General features: G+C 54.0%; 16 protein-coding genes. 11 read left to right on the top strand and 5 right to left on the bottom strand.

All coding sequences use genetic code 11. The annotated features are described in order from the left end of the window. Positions 1–6 precede the first annotated feature (6 nt). The 3 genes from ACAW75_RS13785 (at position 7) to ACAW75_RS13795 (ending at position 1,360) form a co-directional block, all read left to right on the top strand. Complete coding sequence (locus ACAW75_RS13785) at positions 7–372, top strand: hypothetical protein (protein ID WP_370729313.1); 366 nt, start codon at positions 7–9, stop codon at positions 370–372. Positions 373–383: 11 nt separating this feature from the next. Next, a complete protein-coding gene (locus tag ACAW75_RS13790; RefSeq protein WP_370729314.1) occupies positions 384–959 on the top strand; it encodes a hypothetical protein in 576 nt (191 codons plus the stop codon). 107 nt (positions 960–1,066) lie between these two features. Beyond that, positions 1,067–1,360: a hypothetical protein gene (locus tag ACAW75_RS13795; RefSeq protein ID WP_370729315.1), complete on the top strand. Its 294-nt coding sequence runs from the start codon at positions 1,067–1,069 to the stop codon at positions 1,358–1,360. 141 nt (positions 1,361–1,501) lie between these two features. Here ACAW75_RS13795 and ACAW75_RS13800 read toward each other — a convergent pair whose 3' ends face one another. Both ACAW75_RS13800 and ACAW75_RS13805 read right to left on the bottom strand, forming a co-directional pair. Next, the gene (locus tag ACAW75_RS13800) at positions 1,502–2,902 is read right to left on the bottom strand and encodes a tetratricopeptide repeat protein (protein ID WP_370729316.1); all 1,401 of its coding nucleotides are present in this window, start codon (positions 2,900–2,902) and stop codon (positions 1,502–1,504) included. A gap of 20 nt (positions 2,903–2,922) precedes the next feature. Beyond that, a complete protein-coding gene (locus ACAW75_RS13805) occupies positions 2,923–3,726 on the bottom strand; it encodes an OstA-like protein (RefSeq protein ID WP_370729317.1) in 804 nt (267 codons plus the stop codon). 351 nt (positions 3,727–4,077) lie between these two features. Between ACAW75_RS13805 and ACAW75_RS13810 the strand changes: the two genes are divergently transcribed. Together ACAW75_RS13810 and ACAW75_RS13815 are read left to right on the top strand one after the other, a co-directional pair. Further along, positions 4,078–6,540: an ABC transporter permease gene (locus tag ACAW75_RS13810; RefSeq protein WP_370729318.1), complete on the top strand. Its 2,463-nt coding sequence runs from the start codon at positions 4,078–4,080 to the stop codon at positions 6,538–6,540. 113 nt (positions 6,541–6,653) lie between these two features. Further along, positions 6,654–9,035 (top strand): ABC transporter permease, encoded by a 2,382-nt coding sequence (locus ACAW75_RS13815; protein ID WP_370729319.1) that lies wholly within the window; start codon positions 6,654–6,656, stop codon positions 9,033–9,035. A 62-nt stretch (positions 9,036–9,097) separates the two neighbouring features. On the opposite strand, the gene ACAW75_RS13820 is transcribed toward ACAW75_RS13815, so the two are convergent. Beyond that, positions 9,098–9,550: a hypothetical protein gene (locus tag ACAW75_RS13820; protein WP_370729320.1), complete on the bottom strand. Its 453-nt coding sequence runs from the start codon at positions 9,548–9,550 to the stop codon at positions 9,098–9,100. Between the two features lie 46 nt (positions 9,551–9,596). Here ACAW75_RS13820 and ACAW75_RS13825 point away from each other — a divergent pair, with 46 nt between their 5' ends. The 3 genes from ACAW75_RS13825 (at position 9,597) to ACAW75_RS13835 (ending at position 12,978) form a co-directional block, all read left to right on the top strand. Then, positions 9,597–11,969: an ABC transporter permease gene (locus ACAW75_RS13825; protein ID WP_370729321.1), complete on the top strand. Its 2,373-nt coding sequence runs from the start codon at positions 9,597–9,599 to the stop codon at positions 11,967–11,969. 70 nt (positions 11,970–12,039) lie between these two features. Continuing rightward, the gene (locus tag ACAW75_RS13830) at positions 12,040–12,489 is read left to right on the top strand and encodes a DUF5990 family protein (protein ID WP_370729322.1); all 450 of its coding nucleotides are present in this window, start codon (positions 12,040–12,042) and stop codon (positions 12,487–12,489) included. A gap of 75 nt (positions 12,490–12,564) precedes the next feature. Next, complete coding sequence (locus ACAW75_RS13835) at positions 12,565–12,978, top strand: DUF1493 family protein (RefSeq protein WP_370729323.1); 414 nt, start codon at positions 12,565–12,567, stop codon at positions 12,976–12,978. Between the two features lie 41 nt (positions 12,979–13,019). On the opposite strand, the gene ACAW75_RS13840 is transcribed toward ACAW75_RS13835, so the two are convergent. Continuing rightward, positions 13,020–13,766, bottom strand: coding sequence for an SDR family oxidoreductase (locus tag ACAW75_RS13840; protein ID WP_370729324.1), 747 nt, complete (start codon positions 13,764–13,766; stop codon positions 13,020–13,022). Positions 13,767–14,007: 241 nt separating this feature from the next. Here ACAW75_RS13840 and ACAW75_RS13845 point away from each other — a divergent pair, with 241 nt between their 5' ends. The 3 genes from ACAW75_RS13845 (at position 14,008) to ACAW75_RS13855 (ending at position 20,756) form a co-directional block, all read left to right on the top strand. After that, positions 14,008–16,470: an ABC transporter permease gene (locus tag ACAW75_RS13845; RefSeq protein ID WP_370729325.1), complete on the top strand. Its 2,463-nt coding sequence runs from the start codon at positions 14,008–14,010 to the stop codon at positions 16,468–16,470. A gap of 242 nt (positions 16,471–16,712) precedes the next feature. Beyond that, positions 16,713–18,269 (top strand): sensor histidine kinase, encoded by a 1,557-nt coding sequence (locus ACAW75_RS13850; protein ID WP_370729326.1) that lies wholly within the window; start codon positions 16,713–16,715, stop codon positions 18,267–18,269. Positions 18,270–18,395: 126 nt separating this feature from the next. Continuing rightward, complete coding sequence (locus tag ACAW75_RS13855) at positions 18,396–20,756, top strand: ABC transporter permease (RefSeq protein WP_370729327.1); 2,361 nt, start codon at positions 18,396–18,398, stop codon at positions 20,754–20,756. A 16-nt stretch (positions 20,757–20,772) separates the two neighbouring features. Here ACAW75_RS13855 and ACAW75_RS13860 read toward each other — a convergent pair whose 3' ends face one another. After that, positions 20,773–21,519, bottom strand: a complete 747-nt coding sequence (locus tag ACAW75_RS13860; protein WP_370729560.1) for a 3-keto-disaccharide hydrolase — start codon at positions 21,517–21,519, stop codon at positions 20,773–20,775. Positions 21,520–21,616: the final 97 nt, after the last annotated feature.

The following is a 21,616-nucleotide window of genomic DNA, read 5'->3' on the forward strand; positions in this document are numbered from 1 at the left end:
TCACTCATGAAGCACTTCCTTATTGGCCTGTTGCTCTGCCTCAGTGCAGCCACCATGGCCCAACAGGCGCCGAATTCGATTCGGAAACAGATCTCGGATGACGAAAAAACGCTCTCTATCCGTATTGACGGCGTTCAGAACGGGCAGCGTGTCCATGTCGACCAGTCGTTTGATGTGTCGGGGATGAATCAGTTGCAAAAAGAATGGCTGACCTTTCGGGCGTTTCGGGCGCAGCACATACCGGTATCCGTCCACGATATACGGTGGTTGCTTATCTTGTCGCTGGGCGTCGTCTCGCTGCTACTGACGTTGCTGATCATTGTTTACCAAACGGACCGAGCCGCCCGGATGAGCGCGGTCAAGGGCTTTTAGATCCAGGAACCATGAAAACGGTATGCACACTTTTGGCCCTGCTGGCCGGTACGCTGGCGGTGGCCCAGCCAACAACCTATCGGAACGTAAACACGTCGATCAATGACAATGGTAACGATAAATTGTCTATTCAGATCCAGGCTGACCGGGCCGATGGCGAGCAGCTACGTTACAACCGCACGTTTAACGTAGCCGGCCTGACCAAGGCGCAGAAAGACGCCCTGAAAAACCACGTGCTCGACTCGCTTGGTCTTGGCAACACACCGCCCCCTCAGGTAACACTCACCCCACCAACCCCGCCAACGGTCGGGGTATCGGCAGGCTCACCTGCTTCGGCGGCGGGGACCGAAACGGTTCGGCTGGTTTGCCCGTCCTGCACCGACCAGATGAAGCTCGAAATCTCGGGAACCGGCTATGCGTATTCCCGCTCGCAACGTTCAGACAGAGAGAAGGCGGCGTTCTTCCCGATTGACCTGCCGCTGGAGCCCGGCGAGTACAGGCTGAAATACTGGCAGAACGGTGTGCTGCAGATGCAAACACCGTTTACGGTCAAAGCTGGTGCAAAAAATGTGATCACTGTGAAATAAGACGCCGAGAGCATGGGAGCAGCGATAAAAATCAGCTCCCATGCTCTCAGCGCCAGGTCTTCTGCCACCTTATAAACGCCTTACAAACTGACTAAACCCTTACTACCATGGCGCATATCGCTATTCCCATCCCGAACATTCCTGGCAAGCAGGACATAGAGATTGAGGTGACCATCAACGGGCAGAAACAAGCCCTGCATTACCGCGTCGAGCTGTTTTACTGGAGCGACTGCACCGTGCCGACGTTTGATCGGGTCGAGTGCATTCAGCAACTGCTGGCCAGTTATGACCAGGATTGGGCTCTGTATTACATCGGCGCACCGACCGATGAATTTGTGCCGATCACGTTCGTACGCCGCGAAGACCTGATCAAGCAGCGCCGATTGCGGCAACTGGCATAGGTTTGTACGTTGTTGGCCGCTGCGGAGACAGGCGTCAGCCACCTAAAGCGCAAAGTCAACAAGCCATCCTTAAAACATGAAACCCGCTAGCGATGATTCACTAGCGGGTTTCGTGCGTAACATTAAGACTAGAGCTGCCGATTACCGCGTATACAGCGATCCTTTGGCAATGGTCGACTCGTATTCGTAGTTGATCGTTTCCAGGAATTTACCCGTCACCCAGCCAATGTCGGCATCGCGAATGAAGACAAAACGCTTGGGGCCGCCCTTGCTGTTGTAGCCGTTGACGGTAGCCTCCAACAGCAAAATGCCCGCAATCAACTGCTTCTGATTCAACTGGTTCTGAATCTGGCCGATCTCCCGGGCCGCTTTGTCGCGAATAGCGGGGTCAGCGATCTCGGTCAGGTTCGGTTTTGTCAGGGCTGAAAAATCATTCAGGACAAGGTTTTTAAACTGCGCAATGTCGGCCTGACTGATCGGAACAGCCGTGGTCATGGCTTTTTCGGGATGCAGGTACGTGACCAGCGCCTGAGCAATGGCCCCCCCCACACCCACCGTCCGGCGTTGCTGAATGCCAGGCAGGTCAGGCGTCAGATTCTGGTTGGCCAGACTGGGCGCCACCCGTTGGGCTTCCCGTTTAAATGCATCAATGCTCAGCGACCGTTTTGGGTCAATCTGATCGGTCAGTGTGTTGACGCCAGTGGGGAAGTTGACATAATGAAACTTCTTATTCGCATCGAAATAACCGCCCATAACGCTGCCACCCCCAATATTGAGGGCAGATGTAGTGGGCCATACTTTGCGTGGAATGGCTCCGATCGTGAACAGTTCGGCTTCGCGGGCTACGCTGATGGTGGTGTCGATGCGCAGCGTAGTGCCATCAGGCAGAATTGTCGCCAATTGATCGTAAAGCCGGTTTTTGTCGATTGGCTTTCCGTTCCGAACGTCGCTGCTGAACACGATGAACACCCGCTCGTTGGGAATGTTGTACCGGCGGATCGAATCCAGGCATTCTTTCAGGGCGACACGGCCTTTCTGGAGCGAATTGGAGGCGTCGGCCACCAGCGTGACATCGGGAATATCGATCACCGACCGGATGTCCTTCTCGTAGAAATCGCTTTCGTACTGCGTCTTGAAAATGGCCAGCTTGATATCCGACGCGCCGATCTGAATACCTGCGTACAGGTTTTTACCCGAAATATTCCGAATGACTTCGTTGACGCCCCAGGCGCTGGCTACGTACTTGAGCTTCGCGTACTGCGAGCGGGATTGCTCCAGATAACGAAGCGCCGTTGTATGGTCCTGCAGGTCGTTGTACGAAAGCCCCAGGAGTTCATTCGTGATGGCGTGCCAGTAGAGGTTCTTGTCAACGGCTGGCAATGCCCGTTTAAGCAGCGCAATGGATTCGTCTGATTTATCGACTTCACGCAGCGTTATCGCTAATTTAATGTACCGGATGGCCTGCGTCAGCGACTGGGCTTTCTGAGAAAAGCCGGTCAGCGTACAGCCCAAAAAGAGAAGGGAAAAAAGAGCACGTTTCATAGAGAAATGGGTTGTTAAAGCTAAAAAGCTCGTTTTTTTCGGTTAAGAAGGTATTCCAGGTCACTTTCGTCGGGCGTTGGTTCGCTGGGGCTGGTGGTTGGGGGGAGGAGTGGGCGTTGCGACACACGTACCTGCCGTTTATATGTACCTACGTATTCGGCGTTTGTTACGATGTTGTTTGGTTGCGGGCTCATGGTCAGTCGAACAGGCCGGTTGTCTTCCTGTGACCGCCTGCCCCGCCGGGTTGTAACGGCATCACTGGCTGGTAGCTGGTCAGGTACGTTGCTGCGGGGTTGCTCGTTGTTGACCTGGCTGGCCACCAGCTGCCTGGTGCTGATGGCATACAAACCGTCAGACAGGGTCTGGATGGAGCGCCCACTCGCCAGGCGCCCTTTGCCCTTGTAGCGTACAGTGCCTGCTCGGAGATCATAGTCGAGTTGCGAAGCGGTCAGCACTGATTGGCCATGCTGAAACAGGACATGGCCCAGCAATAGTGCCTGTCGGCTGTTACCGTCGTAGACTAGCGAGTCACTTTTTACCGTGAGCGAATCGTTCTGAACAAGCAGCACATGGCCGGCAGCGCTGATGCGGTTCGTTGACAGTTGGTGAACGGCCCGATCGCAGAAGAGCAGAATACCCTGCTGGCGTAACCTGACATTGCCTTTGTAGCGGCGAACATCTGGTGACGGTGAGCTGTCTACTTGTGTACCAGACTGTTTATCCAGTAGAATGAGGTCAGCGCGATGTGGGGGTGGCGGTTGATGTTGCGCCAGGGCGGCAATAGGCAGGCAGGTTAGAACAAAGAGAATCGACGGGTTACGCATGTCAGTCGGTGCTGAAAAGCACCATAAGCCAGATGATAAAGTATGTGATGGATAGATCTGCCCTGCCCGACAGACCCGGTGGCCTTTAGCGGTAAGACAGCGATTAAGTACATACTCGGAAGTGCGCTATATAGATGTAGCTACACGCATAAAAATCTACTTTACAGTAGGATGCCGCTTGTAAATGGCCTGAAAAACTGCGCTGAACGGCCAACAGATACCCGTACTCATTCGGACGGAATACTGTCCAGTTTCGGACAGGGGGACGCCTGAAATTGCCTTCTGGTAGCCGGAAACCCGCTTTTTTAGTAATGGCATGACCCTTGACGATGCTCGGGCAAACCCTGCGTTATGTTTCGTTCTTACCTCACGCTTGCCTTTCGTCAGTTGTGGCGAAACCGGCTATACACGAGTCTCAACGTGCTGGGGCTGGCCATTGGCCTCAGCGCCTGTTGGGTCATTTTTCAGATCGTCAGCTTCGAGTTCAGTTTCGACCAAAACCTGCCCGACAGCGACCGGTTGTACCGGGTGGTGAGTCACTTTAACTTCGATGGGAAAGAGGTAGGTAACCCCGGCACGCCAAAGCCGCTGGCCGAAACCATGCGCACGCAGATAGCCGGGGTTGCCCTGTCTGTGCCCGTAAAAAAAGACTGGACGGCCACCGTTGAGGTACCCGCGGCCAGCGTCTCGGCCAAAGTAACCCGTTTCGATGAGGCCAAGCATATCTGGCATGCCACATCCAACTATTTCGCGCTTATTCCATACACCTGGCTGGCTGGCAACAGGACCACGGCGCTTGCTCGACCCGGTAAAGTGGTGCTGACGGCGAGCCGGGCGCAGCAGTATTTTCCGCACCTGACAGCAGAGCAGGTGTTGGGGCAATCTCTGACCTATATCGGTTTCAGCGATACGACCCACGCCGAGGTGGCGGGCGTTGTCGCAGATCTAACGTACCCAACCGACTTCGACGGCCGGGAATTTCTGTCGCTAGCCGGTGATAAATCGTATGCCGATTCGGAGGAATGGGGAAGCACCAACTCAGAGAGCCAGCTGTATGTGCTACTGCAACCCAAAGCTGACCCGACGAAGGTAATTCAGCAGGCCAACGCCTGGTCGCACCGTAATGCGGCCCCCCTGTTCAAAAAGTGGGGCATGAGCGATTCCGAGCGCCGCCACGAACTACAACCCCTGGCCGACATTCATTTCAATACCGATTATCAGGGACGGGCCGACAAAAAAATGCTGTTCGGATTAGTAGGCCTGGCCCTGTTCGTTCTGGTGCTGGCCTGTGTCAATTACATCAACTTAAGCACAGCGCAGGTGCCCCAACGGGCGCGGGAGATCGGCGTCCGCAAGACGTTGGGCAGCAGCCGGGCAACGCTCATGGCGCAGTTTATGGGCGAAACCATGCTGGTTACTACCCTCGCTTTGTTGCTGGCCTGGCCCCTGTCGAAACTGGCTATGCAGTCGTTTCAGGACATTATTCCTGAAGGCACTACCGACTACCTGAACCTCACCCGATTACTGCTGTTTCTGGTTGCTCTGGTGCTGGTCGTTAGTGGGTTAGCGGGGCTATATCCGGCCTGGCTCATCACCCGATTGCAGACCGTGCGCGTGTTACGTGGCACAACCAGCGTGGTAGTCGCGGGAGCCGCAGGCCGCATTACACTTCGAAAAGGACTGATCGTCTTTCAGTTCATCATTGCACAAGTGTTCATCGTGGGCGCAGTCATTGTGGGGCGTCAGTTGCAGTATGCATACGTTAAAGATCTGGGTTTCAGCAAACAGGCCGTAGTGGTTGTGCGGGCGCCCATGAAGTACGTGTGGAACGAAAAATCACCCCTGCACACCCGCCACCTGACGCTGAGTGAAGACCTGAAACGCCTGCCCGGTGTGGCCAGGGTCAGTATGGGCGATGCGCCCCTGGCGGGTTCCTTTTCCAGTGGCGATACCAAAAGCCGTGGCCGGAAGGGACAGGAGATTAGCGCCCTGATGCAGCGTAAACATGTGGACACCAGCTGGTTGAGCCTCTACGACGTGCAACTGCTGGCGGGCCGTAATCTGAGCCCGTCTGATACCGTCAGGGAATGGGTTATCAATGAAACGGCCCTGAAAACGTTTGATCTGGGAACACCCCAGGAGGCGATTGGCAAAGTGTTGGACGAGTACGGCAAAAAACGGCCGATTGTAGGCGTGGTTCGGGATTTCAACACCCTGGGTATCTCGCAGAAGATCAATCCGGTAGCGTTGATGACCGAAACCCAGACCAACAACACGCTAAATGTTAAGCTCGCGTCGGCTAATCCGGCCAACTGGTCAGGTACGTTATCGGCCATGGAAGCTGCCTGGAAAAAAGCGTACCCGGATGATGCGTTCAACTACAAATTCTACGATGACACCCTGAGCGACCTCTACAAAAAGGAACATATCCTGGCGCGCATTGTCAACCTGGCCACCCTGGTCGCTGTGCTGATTTCGTGTCTCGGCCTGTTTGGTCTGGCTACGCTTACGGCTTTCCAGCGCACCAAAGAAATTGGGGTGCGCAAAGTGTTGGGGGCTAGCGTGGCCGGTATCGTTGGCCTACTCAGCCGTGAATTTGTTGGGCTGGTGGGCATAGCCATTATCATCGCTACGCCACTGGCGGGCTGGGGCATGAAGCAGTGGCTGGCCAATTACGCCTACCAGATCGCCCTGTCGTGGTGGCTCTTTGCCGGTGCGGCTGCCCTTGCGCTGGTTATCGCGCTGGCCACCGTTGCCTTCCAAAGCATCCGCGCTGCCATTGCCAACCCCGTTGATAGTCTGCGGAGTGAGTAAGGTATTGTAGTGCCGGAACGGTCCGTCGCTGCGGCTCCAGCTTCGGTAGTCAAGGCTAGTTCTACACTACCGAAGCTGGAGCCGCAGCGACGGACCGTTCCGGCACTACGCATATGCTACGTACCTACCTCATCCTTGCCTTGCGCCAACTGGGGCGTAACCGGCTGTATTCAGCCCTGAACATTGGCGGTCTAGCTGTTGGACTGGCCGTCAGCGCCTATATCGGGCTATACGTCTGGCACGAGTTCCACTACGACCGGTTTCATCCACTGGCTGAACGTACCTATCGGGCGCTGTCTGTGTCGAAGTACGACGGGCAGGAAATGACCATGGCCAACATGCACGAGTCTTTTGGTCGGGAGGCAAAACGGCAACTGCCCGAGGTAGAACAGATGGTGCGTTTTTCGGCAGGAATGGGCCCAGTATGGGTACAGGCTGATGCTGACCATAAGCAGAAACCGGCCAACGTAGGCTTTGCCGATCCGGCGCTGCTGAGCGTTATGGGATTCAGGCTGGCCGAGGGTGACCCACGAACGGCACTGACCGAGCCGGGGAAGATTGTACTGACAAAACCGCTGGCCGAGAAACTGTTTGGTAGCCAAAACCCGGTAGGCAAAACAATTACGTACGACAAGAATTATCCGCTAACAGTCAGCGGTGTCCTGTCCGATTTGCCCACCAACACCATTTTCCAGTTTGATGCCCTGGTATCGCTGGCATCTATGCCTACACTGGGCGATCGAAAAAAGCAGAGTTGGGCGTATGCCGGTTTCCTGGACACGTATCTGGTACTACGACCTGGAACAGATGTGGCTAAAACTGCTGAAAAGCTGAAGTCGGTGAACAAAGGTGTGAAGTTCATGGATGCCAAAGCGTCTTTCCTGCTCGAAGCACTGCCCGATCTTCACCTGCACAGTCATTCGGTTTCGCCCGACACACGCCAGAACCTGTACATTTTCCTGGGCATTGCCTTACTGATTCTGGTCTTAGCTACCACCAACTATGTTAGCCTGACAACCGCACGCGCCACGCAACGGGCTCGCGAAGTGGGCGTTCGGAAAGCCATCGGTGGGCACCGTCGCGAGCTGGTTACGCAATTCTATACCGAATCGTTTCTGACGACTACGCTGGCCGTCGGGCTAGGGCTTGGTCTGCTGGCGATGTCGTTTCCGTGGATAAATCAGTTGCTGGGTATCCGTATGGATGATCGTGTTGCCAATGACGCCAGTTACTGGCTGTTACTGGCTGGCCTGTGGCTTGGCTGTTCGCTGCTGGCCGGTAGTTATCCCGCCTTTTTGCTGTCAGGTTTTCGACCGCAGGATGCGCTTAAAAGTACCGTGTCGGGCGGCAGGCGGGGGGTGGGTATGCGCCGCGTGCTCACTACGGGTCAGTTTGCGGCGTCGGCTGGTTTGCTGATGTGCAGTCTGATCTTTTTCGCACAGATGCGCTTCCTGCGGACAAAAAATATCGGCCTCGACCGGGCGCAGGTCGTAGCTGTTGCCATCGATAAAGAGATGGCTCCGCAGTATGCGGCGTTCCGCGATGCGGTGCGCCAGTGGACTGGTGCCGACCAGGTGGCGGCTACGAATACGCGTTTGTTTACCCCGTTTGTGGCTACCTATTTTTTGACGGTGAAAAAGACCAGAAAGCAGTCGATGGTCAACGTGCTGACGGTCGATACGTCGTTTTTTAAAACGCTCGGAATTGGCTGGAGTGTACCGCCTGTTGGTTGGAACGACAAAGCCATTACGAAGGAACTGCAGGTATATAATCAGCAGGCGATGAAAGAGGCTGGCGAAAGGGTTCGGGTAGTGCCGCATCCTGACCCATTTGGGTTTAACAGTCAGGGTCTGCAAGGCGTTACGGCAGACTTTAAACTTTTCGGGTTGAAACACGAACAGTCGCCGGTGATGCTTTCGGTGGTGAGTGATACCAGCCGGGCCGTAGTCGAGAATGGCGGTTATTTGCTGGTCAAGCTGAATCCGAATCAGGACGTACCTGTGGCGCTGGGGCAGCTGAAACGTCTGTATGAACAAGCTAACCCGCCCGCTCCCTTTGACTATTATTTCCTGGATGATGCCTACAACAAGCTTTACGAAAAAGAGCAGCAATTGGCTACCCTTGTCAATGGATTCACGGTGCTCACCCTGCTGGTTGCCAGCCTCGGCTTACTGGGTCTGATGACGTTTACGGTCGAAGCCCGTACGAAAGAGATCGGTATCCGGAAAGTGCTGGGAGCCAGTATTGCCGGCATTGTCGGATTATTGAGCCGTGAACTGATCGCTCTGGTTGCCGTTGCCGTATTAATTGCCAGCCCGCTGGCGTGGTGGGCCATGACCAACTGGTTAGCCGACTTTGCCTACCACATCACCATCGAGTGGTGGGTCTTCGCAGCAGCGGCGGTGGGTGCCATGCTCGTTGCGCTGCTAACGATCAGCATCCAAAGCATCCGCGCCGCCGTGGCTAACCCGGTCGATAGCCTACGATCTGAGTAGAGCCGCAAAATATTGCGGCTCAGACGCGTCAGCAGGTTAGAGAGCTGGACTTAGTGCAGCTTTTACAAAGTTAAAAATTGCGCCAAGTCCAAATTAATCAATTCTGAGAACGACGAAGCGGTTGCTACGCCGCCATCGCCTTTGCAATACCGTAGCCATTCGTTGGTTCGGTAGTTGTACACGAAGCCTTCCAGAATGCCGTAGTCGTCGTCCTCGATTAACCGGATTATCTTTTTAAGATCGTTTTTTTGTCCATTGGTTTGGCACACTTCAATGATCAACCGAGTTTGCTCAGTCGCATGATCGAAGAGCAATACGTCTGGTACCGGATTGCCATATCCCTCGGCAAGCATAGTCTCAGCAAGCGGTTCGTAGATGAGCGTACGCTCTTTATAATACAGGATTCCCAAGCCTACATGTAGTCTGGAAATAATCTGTTGGTGCCGCATTGGTGCATTGGCTCCATCATCATTTACCAACGAGACCGGAACGAAACTATCTGAATAGTGTGCCATAATAGTATTACTTTACCTGTCAAATATAGCCAAAACGGCTGACCCTATGCTGCATTCCTACCTGACCCTTGCGCTCCGTTCCCTGTGGCGCAACAAAGTGTATACGTTGCTGAACGTCAGTGGTATAGCTATCGGCCTGGCAGCTGTGACTTTGATCTATTGGCAAGTCAGTCAGATCAATAGCTTCGATAGCCAACACCCCCACGCCGACCGCCTGTATCGCCTGAGCGAAACCCTGCCGCCGAATCATGAACCGGGTTCGTCTACGGTCACGCCGCTACTGCCCACGCTGCTGCGCGAAAGTCCGGCCGTTGAAACGGGCACGCGGCTGGTCAGCTGGCAAACTAACTGGATAACGTACCTGAACCGCGATGAGCAGCAGGCGATCTTCCACGCCGATACCAGCGTGTTTTCCGTTTTTCATTTTCCGCTCAAGCTTGGTAATCCCCGAACGGCCCTGGCCGAGCCCACTGCAATGGTGATTTCGGAGAAAGTGGCCGACAAGCTGTTTCCCGGCGAAAATCCGATGGACAAAACCGTTACGCTCGATAATGGCCGCGCCTATGTGATTCGTGGGGTCATAGGGCCGCGCCCAGCCAATTCGGCCATTCATGCCGAGGTCTTGATCCCGTTTGCCGATCGGCTGGCCACAAACCAGCCCGCTACCGAGAACTGGTACAACGGCAATTGCCAAACGTATGTGCGGCTTCGACCAGACGCTGACCCATCGGTATTCGAGCAGTCGATGAAGGCGTTTGTAGCAACGCATTACGCCGGTGAAGGCCGTAACCGGAAGCTGACCCTGCTGCCCGTTCGCCAATTGCTTCGGAAAGACGCGGGTGCGTTGCTGACGGTCATTATCTACGGTCTGGTATTCATTGCAGCCTTTATCCTGCTCATCGTTGCCATCAACTTCCTGAACCTATCATCGGCGCTGTCGCTGGCCCGTTCGGGCGAGGTGGCTTTACGCACAACGCTGGGTGCCGGGGCTGGTCAGATTCTGAGCCAGTTTGTGCTGGAAGCCGTATTGGTCGCCGCTGTCGGGGCACTGCTGGGTACGTTGCTGCTCAAGGCGCTGCTTCCCGTCTACATCGATTTTTTCGACATTGATACCATGTTCTCGCCGCAGCTACCACTGAGCACCAGTCTATTTCTGGTGGGTGTCGTATTGGTGCTGGGTACGTTGGCAGGCTGGTTACCGGGCCGTTATCTGACGCGCCAGAAAGTGGTTACGGCCTTGCAGGGAAAGACAACTGTAGGCAACCGTACCCGGTTCCGGTCGATGCTCGTGGTGGTGCAATTCACGCTGGCTACCATCATGATCGCCTGCACCGGGGTAATGATCACGCAAAACGCCTTTATCAAGGGTCAGCAAACCGGGTTCAGGCAGGATGATATCGTGGTGGTAGACCTGGATCGGGCGTACCGACATTCCACCAGTGCCGAACTCGCCGTTGATAACCTGATTGGCCGACTACGGCAAAATCCGGCGGTGCTGGATCTGAGCGCCACGGCAACTGTTCCGGGTAAATACTGGCTGAACAAGAACACGTATACAGACCTGACCGTTAACCGGGATGTGCTGTTTGAGCAGCAGGCCGTGGATGAAACGTTTCTGTCTACGTTTGGCATATCCCTCCTTGCGGGCCGTTCGCTGCTGGCGGCCGACACGGCCGCTAACAACGTGGTGATCAACGAAACTGGGGCCAAAACGCTGGGTTATAAAACCGTAGGCGAAGCGGTTGGTAAAGTGCTTAAACCGCACGGTGGCGGTAGCCCGTTCATGATCGTGGGTGTCTTTCGCGATTATTACAAGCGGGGTGTACACCATGCTATAGAACCCATGCTTTTCTGGTCTAGCGGTCCGGCTCGCTTACGAAACAATAACTGGCTTAGCGTTCGGGTAAAACCCGGAACAGCCCCCGCGCTGCTGGCTGATCTGGAGCGACAGTTTCAGGCCATACCAGCCCGGAAACCATTCAGGTACGTGTATCTGAGCGACGACTATAACCAGGTGTACACCGTGATGGCGCAGTCGCAGGTATTCCTGACGGGTATGGCTCTGATCACGGTCTTGCTGGCCTGTGCGGGCATTTTCGGGTTGTCACTGTTCAGTATCCGGCAACGTACCCGCGAAATCGGCCTTCGAAAGGTACTGGGCGCGAGTGTAGGCAGTATAGTCTGGCTGCTGTCGCAACGAACGGTGCGTCTGGTGGGCATCGCCGTGGTGATTGCTAGTCCGATGGCCTGGTGGATGATGAATCAGTGGCTCAATACCTTTGTGCTACACATCGCTTTCCCATGGTGGGTAATGGCCTGCTCAGGTACGTTGGCGCTGGTGGTGGCTATGCTGACGGTATCTTCCCAAAGCATCCGCGCTGCCATTGCCAACCCCGTTGATAGTCTGCGGAGTGAGTGATAGAGCGGCATCACGGTATAGCATAGACCTCTGTTACGTTGAACAGTATAATTCCCCTACAGGAAGCGAGATGACTGAACAGGTATTCGATTTCAGAGTTATTGTTGCAAAACCCGTTGCCGGTGCCGTGTATGGCGTGCAAAAAGGAAGCGGGAATGCCTATGAAACGCTACAAAAACAGACCGCTAATTCCGGTGACCTCCGCTTTGATAGCGCTCTTCCCGCAAAGAGAGACAAAGAAGGCAATCTGGTTTTGTGCGGGCCTCTTTGTCAGGGACCGCCGCATGGACGATTCCTGTATCTGGACATTGGAAGCTACGCCGGCCAGGAAAATGCCCCTTTCAGTGGACGCCTCAAAGTGCCGCTTCCCAGGATTCCTGACGAGTTTAGGGAAAAGGTAGTTGGCGAACGTGTCTTTGTCGCTACCATTTACGGCACCAGTGAAAAGACCGGTCGCCCGGTCGGAGGAACGGCTAAACCAGTTGATGGCTGGAAGGTTGAAACACCAGGCCAGTCCTAGCTACAGCATACATGGCAGACGTTAACAGGTTGGTAGCTCATTCAGTCGTGTCATTCGTACGACATCAGGTTGATTATGCACAAGATTGCTGACATACAACGGTTCATCGCCAATAAAACGGGAGCGGACATCAGCAAAGTGAGCGCAGACTGTGACATCGAGAGGGATCTGGGTTGCACAGGCGACGATTTTCACGGGCTCATGCAGGACTATTCGTCTGTGTTTCAAGTCGATATGAGCAGCTATTTATGGTATTTTCACACCGGGGAAGAAGGCCAGAACTTTGGCGCTGCTTTTTTCAAATCACCACCTAGTCGAGTTGACCACATAGCGGTAACGCCTCAACTGTTAGTTGATGTTGCGAACAAAGGTCATTGGGACATTAGTTACCCACCACATAAGATGCCCAAAAGGCGATATGACATCCTGGTCAATCAGCTGTTAGTTGGGGTGTTCATCTGCCTTATCCTGTACAGATGCACCCGCTGATAGTCGAAGATGTTTGCTGCTTGTTTCGCGGCTATCTTCTGCTACACATAGATCATCTTGCGGGTCATGCCACCATCGACCACGAAGTTCTGGCCGGTGATGAAATCGTTGGCGTCGTCGAGCAGGAACAGGATCATCCGGGCGATGTCGTCGGGGCGACCAACCCGGCCGGCGGGGTGCTGGTTATGGTCGGCAGGGCGTAGTTTTTCAGGAGTAGGATGCCCTTTTTTGAGGCCCGACACGTCGATCCAGCCGGGGCTGATGCAGTTGGCACGTACCTGCGGGCCGAGGCTCATGGCCAGCGAGTGGGTCAGCGCAAAAATACCGCCTTTACTGGCCGAATACCCAAACGTATCGGGCTCTGACTGGAACGCCCGCGTTGAGCACAGGCTGATGATGGTGCCGTGTTGTTTGCGGAGGTGCGGCGCGGCATACTTGGCGCAGAGGAACATACCCGTCAGATTTACGCCAATGGCCCGGCTCCACTCGTCGGCTGTCAGTTCGTCGATGGATTTCTCCTGCATGATGGCTGCATTGTTGACCAGCGCATCAATGCGCCCAAACTGCTTTACTGTCTGTTTCATCGCCTGCCTCACGGACTGTTCGTCCGATACGTCGCAGGAAAGAAATTGAGCATTAGGATGCACAGGCCCCAGTTCTGTCTGAGCTTCGGCAAGCGCTTCAGCATCGGCCTCCCAGAGCGAGACAGCATAGTTGTGGTTAAGCAGGAATTCTGCCGTAGCCCGGCCAATGCCCTGGCCAGCGCCGGTAATAATCACAGTGTTCATGATCGATAAACCCAGTTGCTACCGTACCTGACCGGCAACTTAGCTACCGGTCAGGTACGTTGCCGGCACGCCAATAGGGCCTCCTTCGCCCCCTTATAGACTTAACATCACCGGACAGCCGTCGTCCGGTTTCGGACAGGGATAGGGGCCAATAGTGGGTAGAATAGGCTTAAAAGGCTTTTTTTAGCAGTTGGCATGGCTCTTGACCAGCCGTATGTACCTACTAAACAGGCCTTTTGCTATGTTTCACCATTACCTTATCATCGCTTTACGAAGCCTGCGCAAAAACCGGGCTTTTACCCTCATCAACATTGTTGGGTTGGGTCTCGGCATTGCCGCCTTTGGTCTTATATGGGAGTACATCGCTTTTGAGCGAAGTGTAAATCAATTTCACCAAAAGCTGCCCAACCTTTACCGGGTATTGCTGGAAGGTAAATCGGGCGAAACCGGTGAGTTTGGGCCGGCGGCACTAGCCCCGGATGCACAGGATGCCTTTCCCGAAATCGAGGCTGTTTGTCGGCTGATAACGGGAGCGGCGCAGGCTATTGTCAGCGTACCACAACGTGTAGCACAGGCCAACGGTGAGGCAAAAACGTTTCGCGAAGCCAACGTAGCGATGGCGGATGGTAGCTTTTTTTCGATGTTCACGTTTCCGTTGGTGAGCGGTAACCCGGCAAGTCTGAAACAGCCTAATACGGTGTTCCTGTCGGAAAGTACAGCCCGTCGGTATTTCGACAGCCAGCCAGCGGTGGGTAAAACGATTACCGTGAATGGCCAGTTTGGGCAGCAGCTTTATACAGTCGGGGGCGTATATGCCGATATGCCCGAGAATTCGGATATCCGGTTCGATCTGCTCTACTCGCTGGCGACGCTGGCTAATCCGGCCAACTTAAACGGAAACGGCTGGGCTAGCCTCACCAGCTACAACAGTAATTTTCTGCAGGCCAGCCTGCAACTCAAACCTGGTACTGATGCCGATGCGCTGGCTCGTAAACTGACGACCTTTTACCGCGCCAAAAAACCAGATGAAAGCACCACGACGGTGCGCCTGCAAGCCGCTAAGTACAGCCACCTTGGCCAATCGCTGGATGATCCGTTCGTGACGGTGGGTAGTCTGGCATTCGTGTACCTGCTCAGTGCCCTGGCGTTGTTGATCGTGCTGATTGCCTGGTTGAACTACATTAACTTAAGCACGGCCACAGCCCTTACCCGCGCCAAAGAGGTGGGCGTCAGAAAAGTGATAGGCGCCACGCAAAGCCAGCTGGTTGGCCAGTTGTTAGGCGAATCGATACTGATCAATGCGCTTGGGTTATTGCTTGGCCTGCTGCTGATCGGTTTGGTGCAGCCCGTATTCAACCAGTTTGTGGGTAAACAGCTTAGCATAGGTACGTTGCTGGTTGGGCGCCCCGGCGAACTGGGCCTTTGGTGTTGGGGACTACTGGCCTTGCTGACCGGATCGCTGGTATCGGGTTGCTACGTGGCCTACGCACTCACACGTACGCGGTCGGTAGATATAATGCGGGCGGGCGTCGGCAGCCACGGGCGGGCTACCTGGCTGCGCCAGTCGCTGGTGGTGGTGCAGTTTGGCATTGCCCTGGTATTGATCGTGGCCACTGTCGTCATGTTTCAGCAGGTTCAGTTTCTGCGCAATAGACCATTGGGGCTCACTATGGATCGTTTAGTGACGATAAAAGGGCCGGAAGTAGGCAAACAGCAGGCCGATTTCGTCTCGCGCCGAACAGCCTTCCAGCAGCAGGTGGCGCAGTTATCGTATGTGGAGGCGCTATGCAATACCGGAAGCGTGCCGGGCAACTGGTACAATTTTACCTCAGCCGGTATTACGCGCCAGAACCCGACACCCGATGAAGCAAAGCGGTCGTACAACATGGTTTTTGCCGATGATCACTTTCTGCCCACGTTCGGGATCAGGTTGCTGGCGGGTCAGAATTTTACGCGGGCACAAACAGAAGTCGATTACGAAAAAGGGGGAGCCATTATCCTGAACGAGCGCGCTGCCCAGGATATGGGCTTTACATCGGCCAGCGATGCCATTGGTAAAGCTGTGTTATGGGGAAGCGCCTTTGAGGTGGTAGGCGTGGTAAATAACTACAGGCATCAGTCGCCGAAAACGCCGGTCGAGCCCGTCATCATCATTCCACGTACCTACAACGGATACCTCACCGTGCGCCTTGCGCCGGGGAACGTACCTGAACACCTGGCCGAACTGGAAAAGCTATATAAAGCCAGCTACCCTGGTAATCCGTTCGATTACTTCTTTGTTGAGCAGAAATACAATGAACAATACCAGGCCGAGCAGCAGTACGGGCAGCTGTTCAGTGTAGCGGCAGGCCTGGCTGTTTTTATTGCCTGCCTGGGTCTTTTCGGCCTGGCGGCCTTTACGGCACAGCGTCGTACCAAAGAGATTGGCGTTCGGAAAGTACTGGGAGCGAGTGTGGCCAGCATTGTGGCGTTATTATCGGGAGATTTCCTGAAACTGGTTGGGGCTGCCTTTGTACTGGCCGTTCCGCTCGCCTGGTGGGCAATGGACCGGTGGTTGCAGGATTTTGCAGAAAAAACACCGCTGCACTGGTGGCTATTTGCGGGCGCAGGTACGTTAGTAGCGCTTGTTGCGCTGATAACGGTTTCTTTCCAAAGCATCCGTGCTGCGCTGGCCGATCCGGTGACCAGCCTGCGTGCAGAATGATTTTGGCCGACGTATAAACGGATAAGCGGAAGGATGGGTCATGGTCGGGAGGGTAGACAGTATCTTTATGTTTATATAAGGTCGGTATTGTCTACAGGCATAAGAGAGATGAACGATTAGCCGGTATCAGTAAAAGCTGATAAGGCGGCCTAAAATCCGTATTTATCTGGCTGGTGTTGAAATCCCTCTGTGTATAATTGCCGTATCTTTACCGGCAACCTCCGTAACTAACTTACTATCTCATGGCTTCTCTGCTCCATGCGCCGCCCCCGGCGTTTCCGGTGCTGTCGTCATTATCGACTGAAAATCAGACCGATTTACTCCGGGCTATAGTTGAACATACCGCTTCGGCTAATTCGTTGTGGGCGCCCGTCTGGAATGATGAAGGCGCACTGATTGATTTCCGTTATCTGTACGTTAATCCGGCGGCGGCTCGTTACCTCAACCATTCCAACGAAGAATTGGCTGGTCGGTTGGTCAGTGAATTTAATCAGGAGTTTCATGAGTCAGGGCATTGCAAACTATTCGCAGACGTATACACGACTGGTGTAGCCTTTCGTCAGGAGATGCTTCATCCGACGGTACATCGCTGGCTCGACATGTCGGTGTCGCGGGTGGGTGATGCCCTGCTCATGTCGTTCAATGATATCCATGATCGCTATGAGGCTACGCTTCGTTCGCAGGAACAGGCCGAGTTGTTGCAACGGGTAGTAGACCATTCTCCCTCCGGGCTGATGCTGCTGGAAGCCGTTCGGGATGCCAATAAGCAGGTTGTTGATTTTGTTTATTTGCTGACCAACAACCTCAATGCGAAAATGATGGGGCTCACGGTAGCTCAAATGAATGGTCAACTGGTCTCGTCGCTGTTCCCCGGCTACCAGACCCTGGATTTATTCAATACGCTGGTTCACGTAACAGAAACGGGGGAAACCATCGAAAACACGTTCGTTTATGACCGTTATGGCGTGAAAGGGACCTTCGATGGGTATTACATTCAGCAGGGCGATGGCGTACTGTTTACCTTCACTAACGTAACCCGTTTAGCCGAACAGCAGCAGCAGCTAACCCAGATGAACCGGGATTTGCTGCATTCGAACGAGAGCCTGCAACAGTTTGCCTATATCGCCAGTCACGATCTGCAGGAGCCGCTGCGTAAGGTGCAGTCATTCAGTAAGATGTTGGGTGAACAATACGCCGAGCAACTGGAAGGGACGGGCCTGGATATGCTTACGCGGGTGCAGTCGTCGGCCCGGCGAATGTCGGAACTGATTCGTGATCTGCTCAACTACGCTCGCCTGACGACTGAAAAAGAGCCGATGGTAGCGGTTGATCTGAATGCAATCATTAATGAAGCCCTTATCGATCTGGACCTACGCATTCAGGAAACCCAGCCAACGATCCAGATCGATGCCTTGCCGACCGTGCATGGGCGGGCCGTGCAACTTCGTCAGTTGTTCCACAACCTGTTGGGGAATGCGCTGAAATTTCAGCCGCCGGGCCAGCAGCCAATGGTTGCCGTTACCTGCCAGCTCGCTGATTCGGCAACACTACCCGCCGACCTGCCTGCTCGACGTACCTACTGGCAAATCGACGTTCGGGATAACGGTATTGGTTTTCATCAGCAGTATACCGACCGTATTTTCGAGGTTTTTCAGCGGCTACATGGCAAAAACAAGTACGCTGGTACCGGCGTAGGGCTGGCCGTTTGCCGACGGGTAGCCCAAACGCATGGTGGCAATATAGCTGCCACCAGTAAGCTGGGCGAAGGGGCTACATTTACTGTTTACCTCCCTAAATAGGGCCGTTTCTGACCGGGCGCTGTCCGCTTCTGGACATTTATTGGGCAGGGAACCGTTGATATACAGATGTTTGCTTAATTGGCTGTTTTTTTGTGGATAAACCGGCATAAAACTACATCAACGTCTATGGTTCGTAACTACCTGCTCGTTTCCTTCCGTACACTCTGGCGCAATCGTACCCAAAGCTTTATCAACATTATCGGATTAGCACTTGGTATGGCCTGCGCCCTGCTGATCGGTATCAACATAGCCGATGAACTGGGGTATGATCGGTTTCATGCCAAAGGATCACAACTGTATAAAGCCTACAACCGGAATACCTTCGAAGGGTCTGTTCATTGCTGGCCAACTACGCCAAGTCCGCTGGCCCCGGCGTTGAAAGCTGAATTCCCGGAAATTGTCGAGTCGGCCCGGATGCTTTGGAAACAGCCGTACCTGACCAGCTACGGTACAACCAGGGTAAACATCGACGGTAGCTTTACCGATCCTGGTTTTCTGACCATGTTCAGTTTTCCGCTGCTACAGGGTAACCCGAAAACGGCGCTGAACGGTACCAATTCAGTGGTGCTGACCCAGGTAGCTGCCAAAAAACTGTTTGGTGAGACAGATCCGATGGGCAAAGTGGTGCGGATCGACAATAAAGACAATTTCGTGGTGTCGGGCGTGCTGAAAGACCTGCCGAAGAACACAGAATTCGAGTTTGAGATGTTGCTTCCCTGGGCCTACCAGACCAAAACTGGCGATGATTATGGCTATTGGGGAAACAACTACGTCCGCACGTTTGTCGAATTGGCACCAACAGCCAAAGTAGAGGCGGTAAACGCTAAAGTGCGTGATATCACCAGACGCCACTCGAAAGGAACAGAAGACAACGAAGTGTTTTTGTATCCTTCTCCCCGCTGGCACTTGTATGGTTGGTTCCAGAATGGCGTTGAGAGTGCCAGTGCGATGGTGTATGTACGTATGGCAGGATACATTGCGGGATTCATTCTGCTACTGGCCTGCATCAATTTTATGAACCTCAGCACGGCTCGTTCGGAAAAGCGCGGTCGTGAGGTGGGAATCAGAAAAGTGGTCGGTGCAAGCCGTTGGTCGTTGGTTGGTCAATTTTTAGGCGAGTCGCTCCTGCTGACTGTGGTTTCATTCATGCTGGCTTTGCTGTTAGCCCAGCTGGCACTACCTGCCCTGAATACGCTACTCGAAAAGCAACTGGTAATTCCCTATACCACTATGCGTTTCTGGGGCGCCTGCCTGGCGCTGATTCTAGTTACAGGTACGTTAGCGGGTAGTTATCCGGCTTTTTTCCTGTCAGCTTTGGAACCCATCCGCGTATTGAAAGGACGGTTACTGGCCATTAGGGGAAGATTGGCAACCCGGCAGGTGCTGGTTGTCTTTCAGTTTCTGATTACGGTGGCTCTGCTGATTAGTACGTTAGTCGTGAAACGCCAACTGGCCCATACCCAGCAACGCGACATGGGCTACAACCGGGCTAACCTGGTCTTTAGCCGATTCACGGGCGACATTGATAAAAACTATACCCTCATCCGAAACGAACTGCTCAATCAGAGGGTAGCGACGGCTGTCTGCAAAACGAACAATGCAATCACAGAATCGTATAGCAATACCTGGGGCCTTGACTGGAAAGGAAAACCACCGGGCTCAAAAATTACCTTCGATCAGTTGACGTGCGGAAGCGGCGATTTTGTGAAAACGATGGGCGTTAAGCTCATTACCGGACGCGACCTCGATCACCTAACGTACCCAACGGATACGTCTGCCTGTTTGATCAATGCAACGGCGGCCAACGTGTTAGGGTTTAAAGATCCGGTCGGGCAAGTGATCAAAAACGAAGGTACTGATTTTCGTATCGTAGGCGTGTTCGCTGATTTCATCTGGGGATCACCATTCGACAAAGTGCCGCCTATGTTCGTCAAGGGTAGTAACTGGTCGGGTACAATCAATTACCGGTTGAACCCGGCTTTGCCCACCGAAACAGCCCTGAAAAAAGCGGCGCAGATTTTCACGCGGTATAATCCGGCTTTTCCGTTCGAGGCAAACTTCGTGGATCAGGAATATCAGCGCAAGTTTGACCAGCTTCGCCCCATTGGAGCCATGGCTGACGCTTTTGCCGTGATTGCCGTTATCATTGCCTGCCTCGGATTGTTTGGCCTGGCCACGTTCATAGCCGAACAGCGAACGAAAGAAATCGGTATCCGAAAAACGTTAGGGGCCAGCGTACCCAGTGTGGTGACGTTGCTATCAAAAGATTTCCTGAAACTGGTCGTCGTGGCCATATTACTAGCTGTTCCGCTAGCCTGGTGGGGAATGGAACAATGGCTGAGCACGTACAATTACCGGGTCACGATCGACGGGTGGATTTTCGTTGGCGCTGGCTTACTGGCCATTGTCGTGGCCCTGCTGACGGTCGCTTATCACAGCATCCGTGCTGCCCTGACAGATCCGGTTGATGCATTACGGGGTGAATAAATGGGTTAGTGCCCAGCTAGAAATCCGTTGACGCGTTTGTAAGGTTTAGCGGCTTAATCCAGATGTTACGGTACATGACGTTGTGGCCTTCTGCCTGTAGCTTTAGGCCACCGGGCGTGTCTGTAATGCCTTTGCCGCCATCGTTACCCCCATCTATGCCTGACTTGGGGCCGCCCCACACCTGACTGATCGACTTGTTGGTGTGTACTTTCCTGCCGTTGAAATACATGGTAACCATTGCTTTTTCAACCAGCTTACCCGCTTTAAAACGGGCCGCCCGGAAAGTGATATCATACGCATTCCAGTTGCCCAGCCCGTTGTAGGCATTGTACGGTGAGGCCTCTTCATTAATGACAGCGGCCATGCCGTGGGCCGTTGAGTCGCCATCCAGCACCTGAATTTCGTAGCGGTTCTGTAGATAAACCCCACTGTTACCACCGGTCATGGGGATGAGGAATTCAACGTGGATACGAGCGTCTTTAAAGGTGTCTTTCGTTACCAGATCGGCAGACCCGTATTTACCACCCGCCGAAGCAGGGTCGTTGCTGGTCATGACCGGCCCGCCATCAACGGGATCGGTTGCCATTGGCCAGTTGATGGGCATTGTAGCCGTACGGCCTGGTCCATCCCAATAAGTCCATTTGGCGTCACGCATCTTCTGGGTGCCGTCAAAATAAACGGTGGCTCCTTTGGGGGCCTTTGCGCCAACGCCTGTCTGTGCGGTGGCCATTGTCGACAGCCCTACGAGCAGGGCAACTGGCATGAGTAATTTATTCGTTATCACAGAACTGGCGGTAGATTAGTTTGAACGAGTTGCTGGTCAAAGAAGCAGCAGTCTGTTTGTTTTTACTTCGCTTTCG

Source organism: Fibrella arboris, from assembly GCF_041321095.1.
Classification (GTDB): Bacteria; Bacteroidota; Bacteroidia; order Cytophagales; family Spirosomataceae; genus Fibrella; species Fibrella arboris.